The sequence below is a fragment of the Pseudomonas poae genome, assembly GCF_001439785.1.
GTDB lineage: Bacteria > Pseudomonadota > Gammaproteobacteria > Pseudomonadales > Pseudomonadaceae > Aquipseudomonas > Aquipseudomonas poae.
This window is the reverse complement of the sequence record NZ_JYLI01000012.1, coordinates 94,478-112,879: the sequence shown is the minus strand read 5'-3', so window position 1 is coordinate 112,879 and position 18,402 is coordinate 94,478. Positions and strand designations below refer to the sequence as shown.

Genomic DNA, 18,402 nt, shown 5'->3' with positions numbered 1-18,402 from the left:
TGTTCTAGCATCGAATTCATGACCTAAACAACCTCTCAGAGAAGGGAGCTGCCCATGGATTTCGCCTATTCGCCCAAGGTTCAGGAACTGCGTGAACGCGTCACTGCATTCATGGACGCTTACGTCTACCCGGCCGAGCCGGTGTTCGAACGCCAGGTCAGCGAAGGCGACCGCTGGCAGCCCACCGCGATCATGGAAGCACTCAAGGCCCGTGCCAAAGCCGAAGGTCTGTGGAACCTGTTCCTGCCCGAGTCCGAGCTCGGCGCCGGCCTTACCAATCTGGAATACGCGCCGCTGGCCGAAATCATGGGCCGCTCGCTACTCGGGCCGGAGCCGTTCAATTGCTCGGCCCCCGACACCGGCAACATGGAAGTGCTGGTGCGCTATGCCAACGAAGAACAGAAACAGCGCTGGCTCGAACCGCTGCTGCGCGGCGAGATCCGCTCGGCGTTCGCCATGACCGAGCCGGACGTGGCCTCGTCCGACGCCACCAATATGGCTGCCCGTGCCGAGCGCCAGGGCGATGAATGGGTGATCAACGGCAAGAAATGGTGGACCTCCGGCGCCTGCGATCCGCGGTGCAAGATCCTCATTTTCATGGGCCTGAGCAATCCGGACGCGCCGCGTCATCAGCAGCATTCGATGATCCTGGTGCCAGTGGACACGCCCGGTGTGAAAATCCTCCGCCCGCTGCCGGTGTTCGGCTACGACGACGCGCCCCACGGCCACGCCGAGGTGCTGTTCGACAATGTGCGCGTGCCCTACGAAAACGTTCTGCTCGGCGAAGGCCGTGGCTTCGAGATCGCCCAGGGTCGCCTCGGCCCGGGGCGCATTCACCACTGCATGCGCTCGGTGGGCATGGCTGAACGTGCACTGGAGCTGATGTGCAAACGCTCGGTCAGCCGCACCGCATTCGGCAAACCGTTGGCTCGGCTGGGCGGCAACATCGACAAGATCGCCGACTCACGCATGGAGATCGACATGGCGCGCCTGCTGACCCTGAAAGCGGCGTACATGATGGACACCGTGGGCAATAAAGTGGCGAAAAGCGAGATCGCGCAGATCAAGGTGGTCGCGCCGAATGTGGCCCTCAAGGTGATCGACCGCGCGATCCAGATGCACGGCGGTGCGGGCGTTTCCAACGATTTCCCGCTGGCCTACATGTACGCCATGCAACGCACCCTGCGTCTGGCCGACGGCCCGGACGAAGTGCACCGCGCGGCGATCGGCAAGTTCGAGATCGGCAAGTATGTGCCCAAGGAGATGATGCGCGGCGGGCAGTAGTACCGCGTCGCCTGCAATCGGGAGCAAGCCCCCTCGCACATTTTGACTGTATTCACAGGTCAGAATGTGCGAGGGGGCTTGCTCCCGATGAGGCCAGTACCGACACCACAAACACCCAAGCCTCAGTACACCCAGACCTCCACCCGCCGATTCTTGATCCGTCCCTCATCCGCCGTATTCGCCGCCACCGGCATCTGCGCGCCAAACCCGCGAATATCGCGCAGCACCACGCCGTTTTTCACCAGTTCCCTGCGCACGGCCATCGCCCGCAACTTCGACAGCAACGCTGCGCGCTGCGGATCATTCTTGGCATCGCCGAACCCCACCAGGGTCACCTGCTTGTCGAGCTTGCCGTGGTCTTTCAGATACGCCACCACCCGCAGCACATCCTGACGCGCCTTGGTGTCCAGGCTGGCGCTGCCTTCCTCGAAACGAAAATTCACGCTCAGGCGCTGGGCATCGCGGGCAATGGCTTGATAGTCCGCAGGCATCGACGCGCGCGGCTGCACGGCCATGGCCTGCACCTGCTGGGCAATAAAACCGTTGGCCGCGACGATTGCCTGGCCCTGGCGGCTCTGGGCAAAATCCACCAGCGCCCTGGCCCACGGGTTATGGCTCGCCGGCGGCAGGTAAAAGAACAGGCGCCGAGACAGCGGGTAATCCTCGGTGGCAATCAGGCTGTTGAGCGGCAACATCGGTTGTGAGTCGCCATCGGCAATCGCCACCGCCTTGGCCTGGCGTATGTAGGGCAGGCCGATAAAGCCAATGCCCTGAGGGTCGCGGCTGACTGCATCGGACAATGCTTCGCTGGACTCGAAACGCCGCGCGCTGGAGGCCAGCGGTTTACCGCGCCGGTTCAGCACCAGTTCCTTGAACGTGTCATAGGTGCCGGACTGGTCATCCCGGGCATACAAATGGACAGACCCGCCGATGCCGCCCAGGTCTTCCCAGGTGCTGATCTCGCCGTTGAAGAGCTGCGCCAGTTGCTCGGTGTCGAGGGTGTTCAGCGGGTTGAGCGGGTTAACGATGATGGCCAGGCCGTCGATGGCGATCACCTGCTCGGCTTCGGGGCTTTTCAGGTCGCCTGATGGTTCAAGATCCACCAGCTCACTGTCCTTGATCGGGCGGGACGCCGCCGCCAGGTCTGCGCTGGCTTTTTTCAGCGCGGCAAAACCGGTGCTGGAGCCATGGGCCGCCACCTCGATGGTCACGCTCTTGCCCTGGCGCGTCTTGGCGACCACGCGCTGCTCGTTCGGCCCGTCGCCCGGCTCTATGTGTACGCGTTGCATGCCCTCATGCTCCAGCAAGCCCTTCACCAGGGCCGGGCCCAGCGCTGCGCCGATGGTGTTGGAGCCCTGAATGCGCAGGGCGGGGCCGTGCTCGGGTACGGGCAGTTGAGCCGACACGGCGCCCAGAGGGAAGAGGGTTAAAAGAAACAGAACGCGCAGCATCATGCCGACACCTTCAAAGAGAGTGCGACGAGATTAAGTCAGGCAGTTTGCAGAAATATGACCGCGAGGCCCGGTCAAGCTGCGCAAGGAATAAGCGCAGATTCCCTGTGGCGAGCAGGCTTGTCCTGCGTTGGGCTGCGCAGCAGCCCCAAAACCAGGTGCTGAGCCGTACCAGGTACACCGCGTTTTGCTGGATTGGGAGCGCTTCGCACCCCAACGCGGAGCAAGCCCGCTCGCCACAGAGGTTCCAGTTTGCTGCGTGGCAGCGCCAAGTCGAAGACAGTCAGGGGTTCAGCTCAATTGGAGCCAGATCGGCGCATGGTCCGACGGCTTTTCCAGTCCACGCAGGTCATAGTCCACCCCGGCATCCTTGACGCGCGGCAGCAGCCCAGTGGACGCCATGATCACGTCAATGCGCAGCCCGCGCTTGGGCTCGTCCTCGAACCCGCGGCTGCGGTAATCGAACCAACTGAAGCGGTCGGTCACGTCCGGGTACAGGTGCCGGAAACTGTCCACCAGGCCCCAGTTCTTAAGGCGCGCCATCCATTCGCGTTCTTCCGGCAGGAAGCTGCACTTGCCGGTTTTCAGCCAGCGCTTGGCGTTGTCGGCGCCGATGCCGATGTCGCAGTCCTGGGGAGAAATATTCACATCGCCCATCACCACCAGCGGCTGCTCGTTGTTGAACTGACTTTCCAGCAACTGTTGCAAGTCTTCATAGAAGCGCTGCTTGGCGGGGAACTTGGTGGGGTGGTCGCGGCTTTCGCCCTGGGGGAAATAGCCATTCATGACCGTGACCGGTTGGCCATTTTCATCGGCGAACGTGCCCCGGATAAAACGGCGCTGGGCGTCTTCTTCATCGCTGTCAAAGCCCTTGTGCACGCTCAAGGCTTCCTTGCGTGACAGCAGGGCCACGCCGTAATGCCCTTTCTGGCCGTGGTAGTACACGTGGTAGCCCAGCGCTTGCACCTCGGCCAGGGGGAACTGGTCATCGTGAACCTTGGTTTCCTGCAGGCCGATGACGTCGGGTTGATGCTTTTCGATCAGCGCCGCCAACTGATGAGGGCGGGCCCGCAGCCCGTTGATGTTGAAGGAGACGATTTTCATGGTCGGCAGTCCGGTCTGGCAAAAAGGGCGATGCTAGCCGACAAGGCCGGCCGGGGCCAGCGCGGCGGCAGGGCATCTGCGTAGCCTGTGATGGGAACGTCTGCAGCGCCACAGGTTCGTAACCCTATGAACGCCGCCTTTCGAGTGGCGCCCAGGGAGATTGACTGCATGCCTGACACCTTAACCGCCACTGCCGAAATTCGCGTGCTCAACAGCGGCTATTCCCGCGAGGCCCGCGCGCTGCTGTACCAGTCTTATCGTCAGGAGCCGACCTTTGCCTACATTTTCGAAGCGCAGCGCCCCGGCTATGAGCTGCGGGTGCGAGCGACGGTGCGTGAGCTGGTCAAACAACACTTTTTCCAGAAACTTCCGGCCATCGGACTGTTCGTCGACGACCGATTGATCGGCATTGCCCTGATCGCGCCGCCGCAACGGCGCCTGGGCATCACCGAGAGCTGGGCCTGGCAATTGCGCATGTGGCTCAGCACCGGCGTGCGCGGAACTCGGCGTTACCTGGATTATCACCACGCGGTGATGGCGTGCGTGCCCACTGAGTCGGTGCATCTGCTGCCGCTGCTGGGCATTCACCCGCAATTCCAGGGCCAGCACTACGGGGAGCAGTTGCTCGAAGCGGTGCACAACTGGTGCGCTGACGATCCGCATTCCTCCGGCGTGGTGCTCGACACCGGCAATTCACGCTATCTGGCGTTCCTCGAACGCCAGGGCTACGAGGAAATCGGCGAAGTTGCCGTAGGACCCGTCCTGGAGCATGTGTTTTTTCATGCCAACCCCCAGTCTTTGCGGGCTGCAACGGTTTGAGACAGATTTTTTCAGAAAAATCCGGGTTCTAAGACTCCCTCCCGCTCATGTAGCATCCGCGCCTATGAAGCTTCCAGGAAGATTTACCAGCGGCTTGGTTCTGCTGTTCACAAGCTGCGGCGCATGGGCGCAAAGCGAATTGGACGTGCGGATCAAGCCCGCAAACGACGCGTTGAAAGCCAACATCGAAGGCTATATCGGCGGGGTTGGCGATCGTGACGAAGAAGCCTTGCTGAGGTTCAGCCTTGGCGCGCAGGAGCAGGCGCGCAAGGCCGCCCAGGCGTTAGGCTTCTATCAGGCGCAGATAGCCAGTGACGTGCAGGGCGGCAAGAACCCGCGCCTGATCCTCACCATCGACCCCGGTGAGCCGGTGCATTTGCGCAACGTGACCATTCGGGTCGACGGCCAGGCCGCGAGCCTCAAGGCTTTTCGCCTGCCTGCCAGCGACGACCTCAAGTCCGGCGCGGTGCTCAACCACGGTCATTACGAAGACGCCAAGCGCCTGATCCAGAACCAGGCCTCGCGCTACGGGTTTTTCAGTGGTCGCTTTACCAGCCAGACCCTCTCGGTGGACCCGAAGGCGGGTGTGGCCGATATCGACCTGGTCTACGACAGCGGCCCGCGCTACAGCATGGGCAAGGTCAGCTTCAGCGGCGATACGCCGTTCGACGAAGACCTGCTGCAACGCATGGTGCCGTTCAAGAGTGGCACGCCGTACGACTCCGAATTGATCGCCGAACTCAACCAGAATCTGCAAGCCAGCGGCTTCTTCGAAGGCGTGCGTGTGGACGCAACCCCCGCCGGCGCCAAGGACGACGTGATCCCGGTGGCCGTGCAACTGGAAACCCGCAAGCCGCGCACCATGGGCCTGGGCCTGGGCTACTCCACCGATGTGGGCCCGCGCGGCAAGGCCAACTGGACGCGCCATTGGGTCAACCCGCAGGGCCATAGCTACGGCTGGGAGGCGGAACTGTCGGCGCCACGGCAGAACGTCGGCCTGTGGTACGACGTCCCGCTTGACCCGCCGCTCACCGACAAGCTTCGTTTCGCCGGCGGCTACCAGAATGAAGAAATCGCCAACACCGACGCCCTGAGTAAATTGCTCACCGTCGGCCCCGAGTGGCACAGCAAATTGCCCAGCGGCTGGACCCGCGTCATTTCGCTCAAGTACCAGCGTGAGGAATACCGCTTGGGCAATGACTCGGGCCTGAGCAACCTGGTGATGCCGGGTATCAATTATTCCTACCTGCGCAGTGACAACCGCATCGACCCGCATAACGGTTATCGCCTGGCCTTCGACGCCAAGGTCGCCAAGGAAGGCCTGGGTTCTGACACCAACCTGCTTTACGGCACTGCCACGATCAAGGGCCTGACCACGCTGTGGGACAACCATCGTTTCCTCGGCCGTGCGCAGTTCGGCGGCAGTGCCACCAACGGCTACCAGTCCGTGCCGCCATCCCTGCGATTCTTTGCCGGTGGCGACCAGAGCGTGCGGGGTTATGAGTACCAGACCCTGTCGCCGGAGAACGACCGGGGTGACCGTATTGGTGGCCGCTACATGGTGGCCCTGAGCGCCGAGTACCAATATTCCATCGCCGAAAAATGGCGCATCGCAACCTTTATCGATCAGGGCAACTCGTTCAATACCCTGGACATGCCGAGCCTGAAAACCGGGGTAGGTATCGGCGTGCGCTGGGTCTCGCCGGTTGGCCCGATCCGTCTCGACCTGGCTCATGCCCTGGAAGACCCGGGCGGCATTCGACTGCACTTTTCCATGGGGCCTGAGCTGTGATGCGTGGTTTGAAAATAGCGGGGCTTGCGTTGATCGCTGTCCTCGCCTTGATGGTGCTGGCTCTGTGGACAGTAGTGGGCACGCAGGGTGGCAGTCGTTGGGCCCTCGGCCAAGTGCCGGGACTGAGCGTGGAGAATTTTCAGGGCCGGTTGGGCGGCCAGTGGCGTGCCGATCATCTGCTGTGGCAGCAGGGCTCCAGCCGCGTCGAACTGGATGCGCCGATGCTGGCTTGGTCGCCAACTTGCCTTCTGCGTATGACTCTGTGCATCGATCAACTGGATGTAGAGCAGGTGAGCCTGCAGTTTGCGCCAAGCGGCGAAACGAGCAGCGGGCCTATCGCGTTGCCGGATCTGAAGTTGCCCGTGGCTCTGAAGCTCGGTGAGGTACGCGTCGGTAGCCTGTTGTTCAATGGCAGCGAGCAGCTCAAAGGGCTGCAGTTGGCGGCACACTGGACCGCCGCAGGCATGCGCATCGACTCGGCGCACCTGGAGCGCGACGGCCTGGTACTCGACCTCGCCGGGCTGCTGCAGCCTGCCGGCGACTGGCCCTTGAACGCCACCGGCAACCTCAGCCTGCCGTACGCGCCCGGTGGCGTGCCGTGGACGGTTGCGTTGAAGGTCGACGGCGATCTGCTTAAAACCCTGAAGCTTGATGCCGACAGCAGCGGTTACCTGCCGGCCAGGCTCACCGGCGAGCTGCAACCGCTGGAAGAAAACCTGCCGGCACAGGTGCGCATCACATCAGACAGCTTCAAGCCTAGCGCTGATCTGCCCGATACCTTGCAACTCAATCAGCTGGATGTCACCGCCAGGGGTGACCTCAAAAGCGGTTACCAACTGCTTGGTAAAGCCATACTGCCTGCGCAAAAAGGACCGGTGGATCTTCTGCTGCAAGGCAAGGTCGACGCCAGCGGCGCGCAGATCGCCGGCCTTGATCTGAACGCCGGCGATAAACAGAGTCTCAAGCTCAGCGCCAACCTGAACTGGCAACAAGGCTTGAGTGCCGACGCCAAAATCGACTGGCTGGACTTCCCCTGGCATCGCCTTTACCCGCTGATCGATGAACCGCAGGTCACCTTGCATACCTTCAACGGCGAAATCTCCTATAAAGACGGCAACTACCTGGGCAACCTCAAGGCCGACCTCAATGGGCCTGCGGGCAAATTCACGGTGGTCACGCCGTTCAGTGGTGATCTCACGCAAGTGTTCCTGCCCGAACTGAAGCTCGCCGCAGGGCAGGGTAAGGCTGAAGGCCATCTCAACCTGCAGTTCGCCGATGGCATCGCCTGGGACACCGCGCTGGATCTATCGGCGCTGAACCCCGCGTTCTGGGTCGCTGAATTGCCCGGCACACTGGCCGGGCCACTGCGCAGCAAGGGCGAGTTCAAGAACGATCAACTCAAGCTCGACGCCGACCTCAACCTCAAAGGCCAACTGCGCGGGCAAACCGCCGTGTTCGCCACCAAGGCCGAAGGCGCGGGCGAGCAATGGACCCTCGCCAACCTGGATATCCGCCTGGGCGACAACCGCATCAACGGCAGCGGCAGCCTGCAACAGCGCCTCGCCGGCCAGGTCGACATCAAGCTGTCGCGCCTGGCCCAGCTGTGGCCGCAATTGCGCGGCCAGCTCAACGGCCGGCTCGACGTGGCCGGCACCTTGAACGCGCCGCAAGGCAAGCTTGGTCTCAAGGGCCAGCAACTGGCATTCGCCGATAACCGCCTGCAAAGCCTCAATCTCGACGCTACATTGGATAACGCCCAGCGCGCGAAGATCGACCTCAAGGGCAGCGGCATCCAAAGCGGCGAGACCCAGGTGGGCACGCTTGCCGCCAGTGCCCAAGGCGATATCAAGAGCCAGAAAGTCCAGTTGGACCTCGTCGGCCCGCTGGTCAAGCTGGCGCTCGCGCTGGACGGCAACCTCGATAAAGGCAACTGGCGTGGGCGCCTGGCCAGCGGCGACGTGCAAGCCGGTGGCCAGGACTGGCGGCTGCAGGCTCCGGCGAAAATCGAGCGGCTGGCCGACGGCAAGCTGACCTTTGCCGCCCATTGCTGGGTCTCCGGCGGCGCCAGCCTGTGCGGCGAAGATCAGCGCCTGATGCCCGAGCCCAAGCTGCGCTACCACCTCAAGCAATTTCCGATCGACAGCCTGGCCGCGTTTTTGCCCAAGGATTTTGCCTGGCAGGGCAGGCTCAACGCCGACGTGCAGCTCGATCTTCCAGAAAGCGGCCCCAGGGGCGTGGTCTCCGTGGACGCCAGTGGCGGCACCTTGCGTGTCAAGGACAAGGCCCAATGGCTGGATTTTCCCTATGACACCCTCAAGCTGGAAACCACCCTTAACCCCAAGCGCATCGACACCCAGCTGAATTTCCGTGGCGGCAAGCTGGGTGAGCTGTTGTTGCAGGCCCAAATCAATCCATTGCCTGCCAACAAGCCGATCACCGGCAACTTCAACCTCACTGGCCTGGACCTGGCGGTGGCGCGGCCATTCGTGCCGATGGTGGAAACACTTACCGGCAAGCTCAACGGCAACGGCCGCATTTCCGGCGGCTTGCTTGCGCCCCTGGTCAACGGCAGCGTCAATCTGGTGGGTGGCGAAATCTCCGGGCCGGAACTGCCCCTCAGTCTTGAAAACCTCAACGTGCAAGCGCTGATAGCCGGCGAAAGCGTGCAGCTCAACGGTGGCTGGCGCAGTGGCAAGGCCGGACAGGGCAACCTCAAGGGGCAGATCGACTGGGGCCAGGCGCTGGCGGTCGACCTCAGCCTGACCGGCTCACAGTTGCCGGTGACGGTCGAGCCTTACGCGGTGCTGGAAGTGGCGCCCGACCTGAAGATCACTCTCAAGAACGACAAGCTGGCGGTTGCCGGCAAGGTCCATATCCCCCGTGGCGACATCACCGTGCGCGAGTTGCCGCCGTCCACGGTCAAGGTCTCCGATGACACGGTGATCGTCGGCAGCCAGACCGAAGAGGGCAAGCCGCCGATGGCGATGGCCATGGATATCGATGTGGAGGTCGGCGAAGACAAGCTCAACTTCGCCGGCTTCGGCCTCACCGCCAAGGTCCAGGGCCATGTGCATATCGGCGACAACCTGGACACCCGCGGCGAACTGTGGCTCAACGACGGCCGCTACCGCGCTTATGGGCAGCGTCTCAATGTGCGGCGTGCGCGGCTGTTGTTCGCAGGGCCGCTGGACCAACCGTTCCTGGATATCGAAGCGGTACGCGTCACCACCGAGGCCTCGCGAACGGTGACGGCCGGTATTCGTTTGAGCGGCAGCGCCGAGCAGCCGACCACGCAGATCTTCTCCGAGCCGGCCATGGCTCAGGAGGATGCGCTGTCCTATCTGGTGCTGGGGCGTTCGCGCACCAACAACGGCGAAGACAACAACATGCTCGCCGAAGCAGCGCTGGGCCTGGGCTTGATGGGCAGCTCCGGGGTCACCACCGACATTGCCAATAAGCTGGGCATTCAGGATTTTGACCTCGACACCCAGGGCGCCGGCAACAAGACCGCCGTGGTCGCCAGTGGCAAGATCAACGAGAAGCTGAGCCTGCGTTACGGGGTGGGCGTGTTCGAGCCGGCCAATACCATCGCCTTGCGCTACCTGCTGAGCAAGAAGGTGTACCTGGAAGTAGCGACCGGCGTGGCCAGCTCGTTGGACATCTTCTACAAGCGCGATTTCTAAGTCTTTACTCAACCAAAAAGTGTGGAAGGGGGCTTGCTCCCGATAGCGGTGTATCAGTCAGCATATCTGTGGCTGACACACCGGCATCGGGAGCGAGCCCTTTCACGGATGATGGCATTTCAGCCACATATCGGCTCGATACCAAGCAAGCTAATAATTCCATTTGACATTCGCTGCCTAAGCAGTAACATCTCGTCACACATTCGCTGCCTAGGCAGTAATAAGGTGACTTCCAATGACTCACTTCACCCCTGACAGCTTTCGCCACTGCCATCTCGGCCTGCTGCTGGGCCGGGCGGCGCTGCTCAAGGACCGCATCATCGACACCCATATGGAACCCCACGGCGTCACCGCCGCGCAGTTCAAGGTGTTGATCATCATTGCCCAGTTCGACGTCGATACCCCGGCCGAGCTGTGCCGCAACCTGTCGCTGGACAGCGGCTCGATGACCCGCATGCTCGACCGCCTGGAGCAAAAGGGCTTGTTGGCGAGGCAGCGTTCCGAGCAGGACCGGCGCCAGGTTCGGCTGGTGCTCACTGAAGAAGGCCAGCGCCTGGCGGACATGCTGCCGCACATCGGCGCGCAATCGATGAACGAGCTGGCCGGCGCCCTGGAGCCCGGCGAATTGCAGACCCTCGAAAGAATCCTCAAGAAAATCCTCGTTGCAGCGGGTGACGCCATCGTCATCCAGCGGGTAGGTACAGAATGAACACACGTGCGTTATGCCTGGTGCTGGTAGCCATGAGCATGGCCGGTTGCGCCAACTACAGCGGCCTCGACACCCAGGGCCGGCGCCTCGACGCCAATACCCTGCAAACCGGCAAGTCTCTCGCCGGGGTGAAGTTGTCGAGCGCGGCCTGGCCGGCGGCCGACTGGTGGAAAAGCCTCGGCGACCCGCAGCTGGACGGCCTGATTCAGGAAGCCCTGCGCAACAGCCCGGACATGCAAGTGGCCAGCGCCCGCGCTCACCAGGCCGAAGCAGCCGCCTATGCGGCCAATGCCGCGCGCCTGCCGACCGTGGATGCCAGCGCCGGCGTGAGCCGCTCGCGCCTGGCCCGTGACCAGGACCCGCGCGGCGAGGGCGATGCCTATTCGACCGTGCGCAACATCGGCGCCAGCTTCAATTACACCTTTGATCTGTGGGGCGGCCAGCGTGCCGCGTGGGAAGCCGCCCTGGGTCAGGCACGTGCCGCCGAAGTCGACCAGCAGGCCGCGCGCCTGACCCTGGCCGCCAATGTGGCCAAGGCTTACAGCGACCTGGGCCAGGCGCATATCGTGCGTGACCTGGCCAATGACGATCTCAAGCGCACCCGCCAGATGCTCGACCTGAGCCAGCGCCGCCTGAACTCCGGGATCGACAGCGAGTACCAGTACCAGCAGACCGAAAGCCTGGAAGCCAGCTCCCAATCGCAATTGATCGATGCGGAAAAACAGCTGCAGAGCGCCAGGATCGCTCTTGCCGTGTTGCTCGGCAAAGGCCCGGACCGTGGCAATGAACTGGCCCGTCCCGCCGTGTTGCAACCCGCCGCTGTCGCCGTGCCGTCGGTGCTGCCTGCCGAGCTGCTCGGCCGTCGCCCCGACCTGATCGCCGCGCGCTGGCGGGTTGAAGCTGCGAGCAAGGACGTTGCCGCCAGCAAGACGCGCTTCTACCCCAACCTCAACCTGAGCGCGAGTGCCGGGGCCGAGTCGTTGTTGGGCGATGCGATGTTCGGTTCGGCCAGCCGCTTCTTCAACATTGCGCCGACGATCTCGCTGCCGATTTTCGACGGCGGCCGCCTGCGCGCCGACCTCGATGCGCGCGATGCCGATTACGACCTGGCTGTGGCCCAGTACAACAAAACCCTGGTGCAGGCCCTGGGCGATATCGGCAGCACGCTCGCGCAACTGCGTGACACCGCGCGGCAGATCCAGGCCCAGCAACACGCGGCGGACATCGCCCGGCAGTCCTACGACACCGGGCTGCAACGCTACAGCTCAGGCATCGGCAATTACCTGGATGTGCTGAGCATCGAGCAGCAATTGCTCCAGTCCCAACGTCAACTGGCCAGCCTGAAGGCTGCGCAGATCGATCTGTCGATTCAATTGATGCAAGCCCTGGGTGGCGGCTACAGCGCCGCAGACGTGGCCTCGACCACCCCCGCTGCACGCACGGAATAATGTGAGGTATTTGTAATGGCCACTGCCCAAAACAGCAACGCAACAGAGCAACCCAACACCGACAGCAATCCGCGCAAGCGCAGGATCCTGCTGATCGGCCTGGCGCTGATCGTGATCCTCGGCGCCCTGGGCGTGTGGGGCTGGTATGAATTTTTCGGGCGCTTCAATGAAAGCACCGACGACGCCTATGTGAACGGCAACGTGGTGGAAATCACCCCGCTGGTCACTGGCACCGTGGTCAGCATCGGCGCCGACGATGGCGACCTGGTCCACGAAGGCCAGGTGCTGATTAACTTCGACCCTAACGACGCCGCCGTCGGCCTGCAAAGTGCCCAGGCCAACCTGGCTCGCACCGTGCGCCAGGTGCGTGGGTTGTACAGCAATGTCGACGGCATGAAAGCCCAGGTCAACGCGCAGAAAGCCGACGTGCAAACCGCTCAGGACAACTACAACCGTCGCAAGACGCTGGCCCAGGGCGGGGCGATTTCCCAGGAAGAACTGTCCCACGCCCGTGATAGCCTGACCGCCGCAAAAAATGCCCTGACCAACCTCGAGCAACAGCTCAAGACCAGCAACGCCCTGGTGGATGACACGGTGATTTCTTCCCACCCGGATGTACAAGCCGCCGCCGCGCAACTGCGCCAGGCCTACCTGAGCAATGCACGCAGCACCTTGATCGCGCCGGTCACCGGCTACGTGGCCAAGCGCACCGTGCAACTGGGCCAGCGTGTGCAGCCCGGTACCTCGTTGATGGCGGTGATCCCGCTGAATCAGCTGTGGATCGACGCCAACTTCAAGGAAACCCAACTGCGCGACATGCGCATCGGCCAGCCGGTGGACATCGAGTCGGATATCTACGGCAGCGATGTCAAATACAGCGGCACCGTCGACAGCCTCGGTGCTGGCACCGGGAGTGCGTTCGCCCTGCTGCCGGCGCAGAACGCCACCGGCAACTGGATCAAGATCGTGCAACGGGTGCCGGTGCGCATTCATATCAATGCCGAAGAGCTGGCCCAACATCCGCTGCGCGTGGGTTTGAGCACCGTGGTCAATGTCGACCTGCACGACAAGAGCGGCCCGGTACTCGCGCAGCAGGCGCCGCAGAAGGCGACGTTCACCACCAACGTGTATGACCGCCAACTGGCCGAAGCCGATGCCATGATCAGTCAGTTGATCCATGACAACAGCGTCGCTGCTCCCAAGGCAGCGCAACGCTGATGAGCAATAACGCCTCCTTCACGCCGCCCAGCCTGCTGATGGCCACCATTGGCCTGTCGCTGGCGACCTTCATGCAGGTGCTCGACACCACTATCGCCAACGTGGCGCTGCCGACCATCTCCGGCAACCTTGGCGTGAGTTCGGAGCAGGGCACCTGGGTGATCACCTCGTTTGCGGTGAGCAACGCGATTGCCTTGCCGCTCACCGGCTGGTTGAGCCGGCGTTTTGGCGAGGTAAAGCTGTTTTTGTGGGCAACAGTGCTGTTTGCGCTGGCCTCGTTCCTGTGTGGTATTTCCACCTCGATGCCGGAGCTGATTGCGTTTCGTGTGGTGCAGGGGCTGGTCGCGGGGCCGTTGTACCCGATGACCCAGACCTTGCTGATTGCAGTCTATCCGCCCGCCAGGCGTGGCATGGCCCTGGCGTTATTGGCGATGGTGACGGTGGTGGCGCCGATTGCCGGCCCTATCCTTGGCGGCTGGATCACGGACAGCTACAGCTGGCCATGGATCTTTTTCATCAACGTGCCACTGGGCATCTTTGCAGTGATCGTGGTGCGTGCACAGTTGAAGAAGCGGCCGGTGGAGACCAGCTATCAGCCGATGGATTACATCGGTTTGCTGAGTTTGATCGTTGGTGTCGGCGCCTTGCAGATCATCCTCGACAAGGGCAACAACCTGGACTGGTTCGAATCCAACTTCATCATCATCGGGTCGGTGATCTCGGCGGTTGCCCTGGCGTTTTTCGTGATCTGGGAAATGACTGACAAGCACCCGGTGGTTAATCTGAGGCTGTTCGCCTACCGCAACTTTCGGATCGGCACCATCGTGATGATCGGGGGCTATGCCGCTTTCTTCGGTATCAACCTGATCCTGCCGCAGTGGCTGCAGACCCAGATGGGCTACACCGCCACCTGGGCGGGCCTGGCGGTGGCGCCGATTGGGATCCTGCCGGTACTGATGTCGCCGTTCGTGGGCAAATACGCGAACAAGTTCGACCTGCGTCTGCTGGCGGCGCTGTCGTTTCTGGCCATGGGGCTGAGCTGTTTCATGCGTGCGGGCTTCACCAACGAGGTGGATTTCACGCACATCGCGCTGGTGCAGTTGTTCATGGGCATTGGCGTGGCGCTGTTCTTCATGCCGACGCTGACCATCCTGATGTCCGACCTGCCACCGAGTCAGATTGCCGACGGCGCGGGGCTTGCGACCTTCCTGCGAACCCTTGGCGGCAGCTTCGCGGCATCGCTCACCACCTGGATCTGGATTCGCCGGGCGGACCAGCACCATGCCTACCTGAGCGAGAGCATCAACACTTACGACTCGACCACCCGTGATGCGTTGCAGGCGCTTGGCGGGGCAGGGCAGAAAGCCTATGCGCAACTTGACCAGGTCGTCACCAGCCAGGCGTACATGATGTCCACCGTGGATTACTTCACGCTGATGGGCTGGCTGTTCGTGGCGTTGATGCTGGTGGTGTGGCTGGCCAAACCGCCGTTCGGCGCCAAGGCCGGGCCGCAGGCGTCCGGGCACTGATCTGCAAGGATTGGAATGCCGGCAACTGTGGGAGCGGGCTTGCCCGCGATAGCATCACCTCGGGGCATCTGCTGTACCGAGGTGTCTGCATCGCAGGCAAGCCAGCTCCTACAATTTGATCAGTGTCGTCTGCGGTTTATGCACCTGGCAGGGCCAGCTGTGGGTTTACAAAATCAAACGCCGCCAGCGCAAACCCTTGCTCATCGACCTGCAACGCCCAGCCTTGCCTGTCCCAGTCCCCCAACACAATGCGCCTGGCCGCTTGATCGCCAATCTGCAACTTGTGGATAGCGGGGCGGTGCGTGTGGCCGTGGACCAACGTGCGTACGCCGAACTGCTGCATCACCCGCGGCACTTCGTCGGGGGTGACATCGACAATGTCGTTGGCCTTCATCCGTGTTTGCGCGCGGCTTTCACTGCGCAGCTTGCGCGCCAGTTTGTGGCGGCTGCGCAGCGGCAGATGGCGCAGCACAAACAACACGACAGGGTTACGCAGGATACGCCGCAGCTTCATATAGCCAAGGTCACGGGTGCAGAGGCTGTCGCCGTGCATCAACAGCACGGGCTCGCCGTACAACTGCACGACACTCGGGTCCTTGAGCAGTCGGGCGCCTGCCAGTTTGCAGAACGCCTTGCCGAGCAGGAAATCGCGGTTGCCGTGCATGATAAAAATTGCGGTGCCGCTGTCGCTCAGTTCGCGCAGCGCCTCGCCAATGGAGCGCTGGAACGGCGTCATCCCATCGTCGCCAATCCAGGCTTCAAAGAAGTCCCCCAGAATGTACAACGCCTGGGCGCCACGGGCGCGGCCGTGGAGCAGATCCAGAAACGCCCGGGTAATGTCCGGGCGCTCCCCTTCCAGATGCAAATCTGAAATCAGCAATATCACCCAACGATCTCGGCTTTCTCGACGATCACGTCTTCTGCTGGAACGTCCTGGTGACCGGCCTTGGAGGTGGTGGACACGCCTTTGATCTTGTCGACAACGTCAGTGCCTTCGGTGACCTTGCCGAACACGGCGTAGCCCCAGCCCTGCACGTTCTTGCCGCTGTGGTTGAGGAAAGCGTTGTCGGCGACGTTGATGAAGAACTGCGCGGAGGCCGAATGCGGCTCCATGGTACGCGCCATGGCGACGGTGTACTTGTCGTTGGAGAGGCCGTTGTCCGCTTCGTTCTGGATGCTCGGGCGCTTGTCTTTTTTCTCTTTCATGCCTGGCTCGAAACCGCCGCCCTGGATCATGAAGTTGCCGATGACGCGGTGGAAAACTGTGTTTTCGTAGTGGCCGGCCTTTACGTACTCGATGAAGTTGGCGACGGTGATCGGCGCTTTCTCGGCGTTCAGCTCGATGACGATGTCACCGTGGTTGGTGGTCAGTTTGACTTGAGTCATGTTCACTACTCTTTTCAGGGAATTCGTGGGTTTGGGCGTTCAAACGCTTTACCTGTCTGGCCAAACGGCGGCCAGGGCGCGCAGTTTAGCGTGCCTTGCAGGAATTTCGAGGTGGTTTTTTACCGCGCTTGTCATTAAAGCAGCATTTAAAGCAGCAGTTTTTGACCCCGCTCTGTCAGGTGGTTGACAGCATCGGCTATGATAACGCCTTTGTTTTGTCTGGCCTCACCCGGCCACGAACCTGTCTGTTCAAGGATCCTATGAGCAAGCCCACTGTCGACCCTACCTCGAATTCCAAGGCCGGACCTGCCGTCCCGGTCAATTTCCTGCGTCCGATCATCCAGGCGGACCTCGATTCGGGCAAGCACACACAGATCGTCACCCGCTTCCCGCCAGAGCCCAACGGCTACCTGCACATCGGTCACGCCAAGTCGATCTGCGTGAACTTCGGCTTGGCCCAGGAATTCGGCGGTGTCACGCACCTGCGTTTCGACGACACCAACCCGGCCAAGGAAGACCAGGAATACATCGACGCCATCGAAAGCGACATCAAGTGGCTGGGCTTCGAATGGTCCGGTGAAGTGCGCTATGCCTCCAAGTATTTCGACCAATTGTTCGACTGGGCCGTCGAGCTGATCAAGGCTGGCAAGGCCTACGTCGACGACCTGAGCCCGGAACAGGCCAGGGAATACCGTGGCACCCTGACCGAGCCGGGCAAGAACAGCCCGTTCCGCGACCGTTCGGTGGAAGAGAACCTCGACTGGTTCAACCGCATGCGCGCCGGTGAGTTCCCGGACGGCGCCCGCGTGCTGCGCGCCAAGATCGACATGGCCTCGCCGAACATGAACCTGCGCGACCCGATCATGTACCGCATCCGCCACGCTCATCACCACCAGACCGGCGACACGTGGTGCATCTACCCCAATTACGACTTCACCCACGGTCAGTCGGACGCCATCGAAGGCATCACCCACTCCATCTGCACCCTGGAGTTCGAGAGCCATCGTCCGCTGTACGAGTGGTTCCTGAGCAATCTGCCGGTGCCGGCGCAGCCGCGTCAGTACGAGTTCAGCCGCCTGAACCTGAACTACACCATCACCAGCAAGCGCAAGCTCAAGCAACTGGTGGATGAAAAACACGTGCACGGCTGGGATGACCCGCGCATGTCGACGCTGTCAGGTTTCCGCCGTCGTGGTTACACCCCGGCGTCGATCCGTAATTTCTGTGAGATGGTCGGCACCAACCGTTCCGACGGTGTGGTCGACTTCGGCATGCTCGAATTCAGCATCCGCCAGGACCTCGACGCGAACGCCCCGCGCGCCATGTGCGTGCTGCGGCCTTTGAAAGTCGTGATCACCAATTACCCCGAAGGCCAGGTCGAAAACCTCGAACTGCCGCGTCATCCGCAAAAAGAAGAACTTGGCGTGCGCAAGCTGCCGTTCGCCCGTGAAATCTACATCGACCGCGATGACTTCATGGAAGAGCCGCCAAAAGGCTACAAGCGCCTGGAGCCGAATGGCGAAGTGCGCCTGCGCGGCAGCTACGTGATCCGTGCCGACGAAGCGATCAAGGACGCCGATGGCAACATCGTCGAACTGCGCTGCTCGTACGACCCGGACACCCTGGGCAAGAACCCTGAAGGCCGCAAGGTCAAGGGCGTGGTTCACTGGGTGCCGGCTGCGGCCAGCATCGAGTGCGAAGTGCGTCTGTACGATCGTCTGTTCCGCTCGCCCAACCCCGAGAAGGCCGAAGACAGCGCAAGTTTCCTCGACAACATCAACCCTGACTCCCTGCAAGTACTCACTGGTTGTCGTGCCGAGCCATCGCTTGGCGACGCACAGCCGGAAGACCGTTTCCAGTTCGAGCGCGAAGGTTACTTCTGCGCGGATATCAAGGACTCGAAACCAGGTGCTCCGGTATTCAACCGTACCGTGACCTTGCGTGATTCGTGGGGCCAGTGATTTAGTCTTAAGGGATTC

At 62.1% G+C, this 18,402-nt stretch carries 13 protein-coding genes; 9 read left to right on the top strand and 4 right to left on the bottom strand.

What is annotated here, in order from left to right; translation table 11 throughout:
- The first annotated feature begins 54 nt into the window (after nt 1–54).
- Nucleotides 55–1,284, top strand: coding sequence for an acyl-CoA dehydrogenase (locus TU75_RS15860; RefSeq protein ID WP_003238360.1), 1,230 nt, complete (start codon nt 55–57; stop codon nt 1,282–1,284).
- 122 nt (nt 1,285–1,406) lie between these two features.
- On the opposite strand, the gene TU75_RS15855 is transcribed toward TU75_RS15860, so the two are convergent.
- Nucleotides 1,407–2,738 (bottom strand): substrate-binding domain-containing protein, encoded by a 1,332-nt coding sequence (locus TU75_RS15855; RefSeq protein ID WP_060549458.1) that lies wholly within the window; start codon nt 2,736–2,738, stop codon nt 1,407–1,409.
- A 288-nt stretch (nt 2,739–3,026) separates the two neighbouring features.
- On the bottom strand, nt 3,027–3,839 hold the full coding sequence (gene xthA / locus TU75_RS15850; protein WP_003232004.1) for an exodeoxyribonuclease III: 813 nt from the start codon (nt 3,837–3,839) through the stop codon (nt 3,027–3,029).
- 168 nt (nt 3,840–4,007) lie between these two features.
- Here xthA and TU75_RS15845 point away from each other — a divergent pair, with 168 nt between their 5' ends.
- The 7 genes from TU75_RS15845 to TU75_RS15815 all read left to right on the top strand — a co-directional run bounded on the left by TU75_RS15845 (nt 4,008) and on the right by TU75_RS15815 (nt 15,037).
- Nucleotides 4,008–4,658 carry a GNAT family N-acetyltransferase gene (locus tag TU75_RS15845; RefSeq protein ID WP_003232006.1) on the top strand — a complete coding sequence of 217 codons (651 nt, stop codon included), beginning with the start codon at nt 4,008–4,010 and terminating at the stop codon, nt 4,656–4,658.
- A gap of 64 nt (nt 4,659–4,722) precedes the next feature.
- Complete coding sequence (locus TU75_RS15840; RefSeq protein WP_015372435.1) at nt 4,723–6,450, top strand: autotransporter assembly complex protein TamA; 1,728 nt, start codon at nt 4,723–4,725, stop codon at nt 6,448–6,450.
- Entirely contained in the window at nt 6,450–10,133 is a 3,684-nt protein-coding gene (locus tag TU75_RS15835) for a translocation/assembly module TamB domain-containing protein (RefSeq protein ID WP_173664759.1), read from the top strand. Before TU75_RS15840 ends, TU75_RS15835 begins: the two co-directional genes overlap by 1 nt.
- Nucleotides 10,134–10,368: 235 nt before the next feature.
- Nucleotides 10,369–10,842, top strand: coding sequence for a MarR family winged helix-turn-helix transcriptional regulator (locus tag TU75_RS15830; RefSeq protein WP_003232012.1), 474 nt, complete (start codon nt 10,369–10,371; stop codon nt 10,840–10,842).
- Nucleotides 10,839–12,290 carry an efflux transporter outer membrane subunit gene (locus TU75_RS15825; RefSeq protein ID WP_015372433.1) on the top strand — a complete coding sequence of 484 codons (1,452 nt, stop codon included), beginning with the start codon at nt 10,839–10,841 and terminating at the stop codon, nt 12,288–12,290. The genes TU75_RS15830 and TU75_RS15825 overlap by 4 nt, the downstream gene beginning before the upstream one ends.
- Nucleotides 12,291–12,305: 15 nt before the next feature.
- Entirely contained in the window at nt 12,306–13,508 is a 1,203-nt protein-coding gene (locus TU75_RS15820) for an HlyD/EmrA/EmrK family protein (protein ID WP_015372432.1), read from the top strand.
- The gene (locus TU75_RS15815) at nt 13,508–15,037 is read left to right on the top strand and encodes a DHA2 family efflux MFS transporter permease subunit (RefSeq protein ID WP_003232018.1); all 1,530 of its coding nucleotides are present in this window, start codon (nt 13,508–13,510) and stop codon (nt 15,035–15,037) included. The genes TU75_RS15820 and TU75_RS15815 overlap by 1 nt, the downstream gene beginning before the upstream one ends.
- A gap of 136 nt (nt 15,038–15,173) precedes the next feature.
- Here the strand turns inward: TU75_RS15815 and lpxH are convergent, their stop codons facing one another.
- The gene (gene lpxH, locus TU75_RS15810) at nt 15,174–15,923 is read right to left on the bottom strand and encodes a UDP-2,3-diacylglucosamine diphosphatase (protein WP_003232019.1); all 750 of its coding nucleotides are present in this window, start codon (nt 15,921–15,923) and stop codon (nt 15,174–15,176) included.
- Nucleotides 15,920–16,423: a peptidylprolyl isomerase gene (locus TU75_RS15805; RefSeq protein WP_003174772.1), complete on the bottom strand. Its 504-nt coding sequence runs from the start codon at nt 16,421–16,423 to the stop codon at nt 15,920–15,922. Before TU75_RS15805 ends, lpxH begins: the two co-directional genes overlap by 4 nt.
- 260 nt (nt 16,424–16,683) lie before the next feature.
- On the opposite strand from TU75_RS15805, the gene TU75_RS15800 reads away from it, so the two are divergent.
- Nucleotides 16,684–18,384: a glutamine--tRNA ligase/YqeY domain fusion protein gene (locus TU75_RS15800; protein ID WP_060549456.1), complete on the top strand. Its 1,701-nt coding sequence runs from the start codon at nt 16,684–16,686 to the stop codon at nt 18,382–18,384.
- The last annotated feature ends 18 nt before the right edge of the window (nt 18,385–18,402 follow it).

Bases quoted from the DNA above. Each gene is read 5' to 3' on its own strand.
- TU75_RS15825 (WP_015372433.1), top strand. From the start codon at position 10,839: ATGAACACACGTGCGTTATGCCTGGTGCTGGTAGCCATGAGCATGGCC.
- TU75_RS15840 (WP_015372435.1), top strand. From the start codon at position 4,723: ATGAAGCTTCCAGGAAGATTTACCAGCGGCTTGGTTCTGCTGTTCACA.
- TU75_RS15835 (WP_173664759.1), top strand. From the start codon at position 6,450: ATGCGTGGTTTGAAAATAGCGGGGCTTGCGTTGATCGCTGTCCTCGCC.
- TU75_RS15815 (WP_003232018.1), top strand. From the start codon at position 13,508: ATGAGCAATAACGCCTCCTTCACGCCGCCCAGCCTGCTGATGGCCACC.
- TU75_RS15830 (WP_003232012.1), top strand. From the start codon at position 10,369: ATGACTCACTTCACCCCTGACAGCTTTCGCCACTGCCATCTCGGCCTG.
- TU75_RS15800 (WP_060549456.1), top strand. From the start codon at position 16,684: ATGAGCAAGCCCACTGTCGACCCTACCTCGAATTCCAAGGCCGGACCT.
- TU75_RS15820 (WP_015372432.1), top strand. From the start codon at position 12,306: ATGGCCACTGCCCAAAACAGCAACGCAACAGAGCAACCCAACACCGAC.
- xthA (WP_003232004.1), bottom strand. From the start codon at position 3,839: ATGAAAATCGTCTCCTTCAACATCAACGGGCTGCGGGCCCGCCCTCAT.
- TU75_RS15805 (WP_003174772.1), bottom strand. From the start codon at position 16,423: ATGACTCAAGTCAAACTGACCACCAACCACGGTGACATCGTCATCGAG.
- TU75_RS15855 (WP_060549458.1), bottom strand. From the start codon at position 2,738: ATGATGCTGCGCGTTCTGTTTCTTTTAACCCTCTTCCCTCTGGGCGCC.
- TU75_RS15860 (WP_003238360.1), top strand. From the start codon at position 55: ATGGATTTCGCCTATTCGCCCAAGGTTCAGGAACTGCGTGAACGCGTC.
- TU75_RS15845 (WP_003232006.1), top strand. From the start codon at position 4,008: ATGCCTGACACCTTAACCGCCACTGCCGAAATTCGCGTGCTCAACAGC.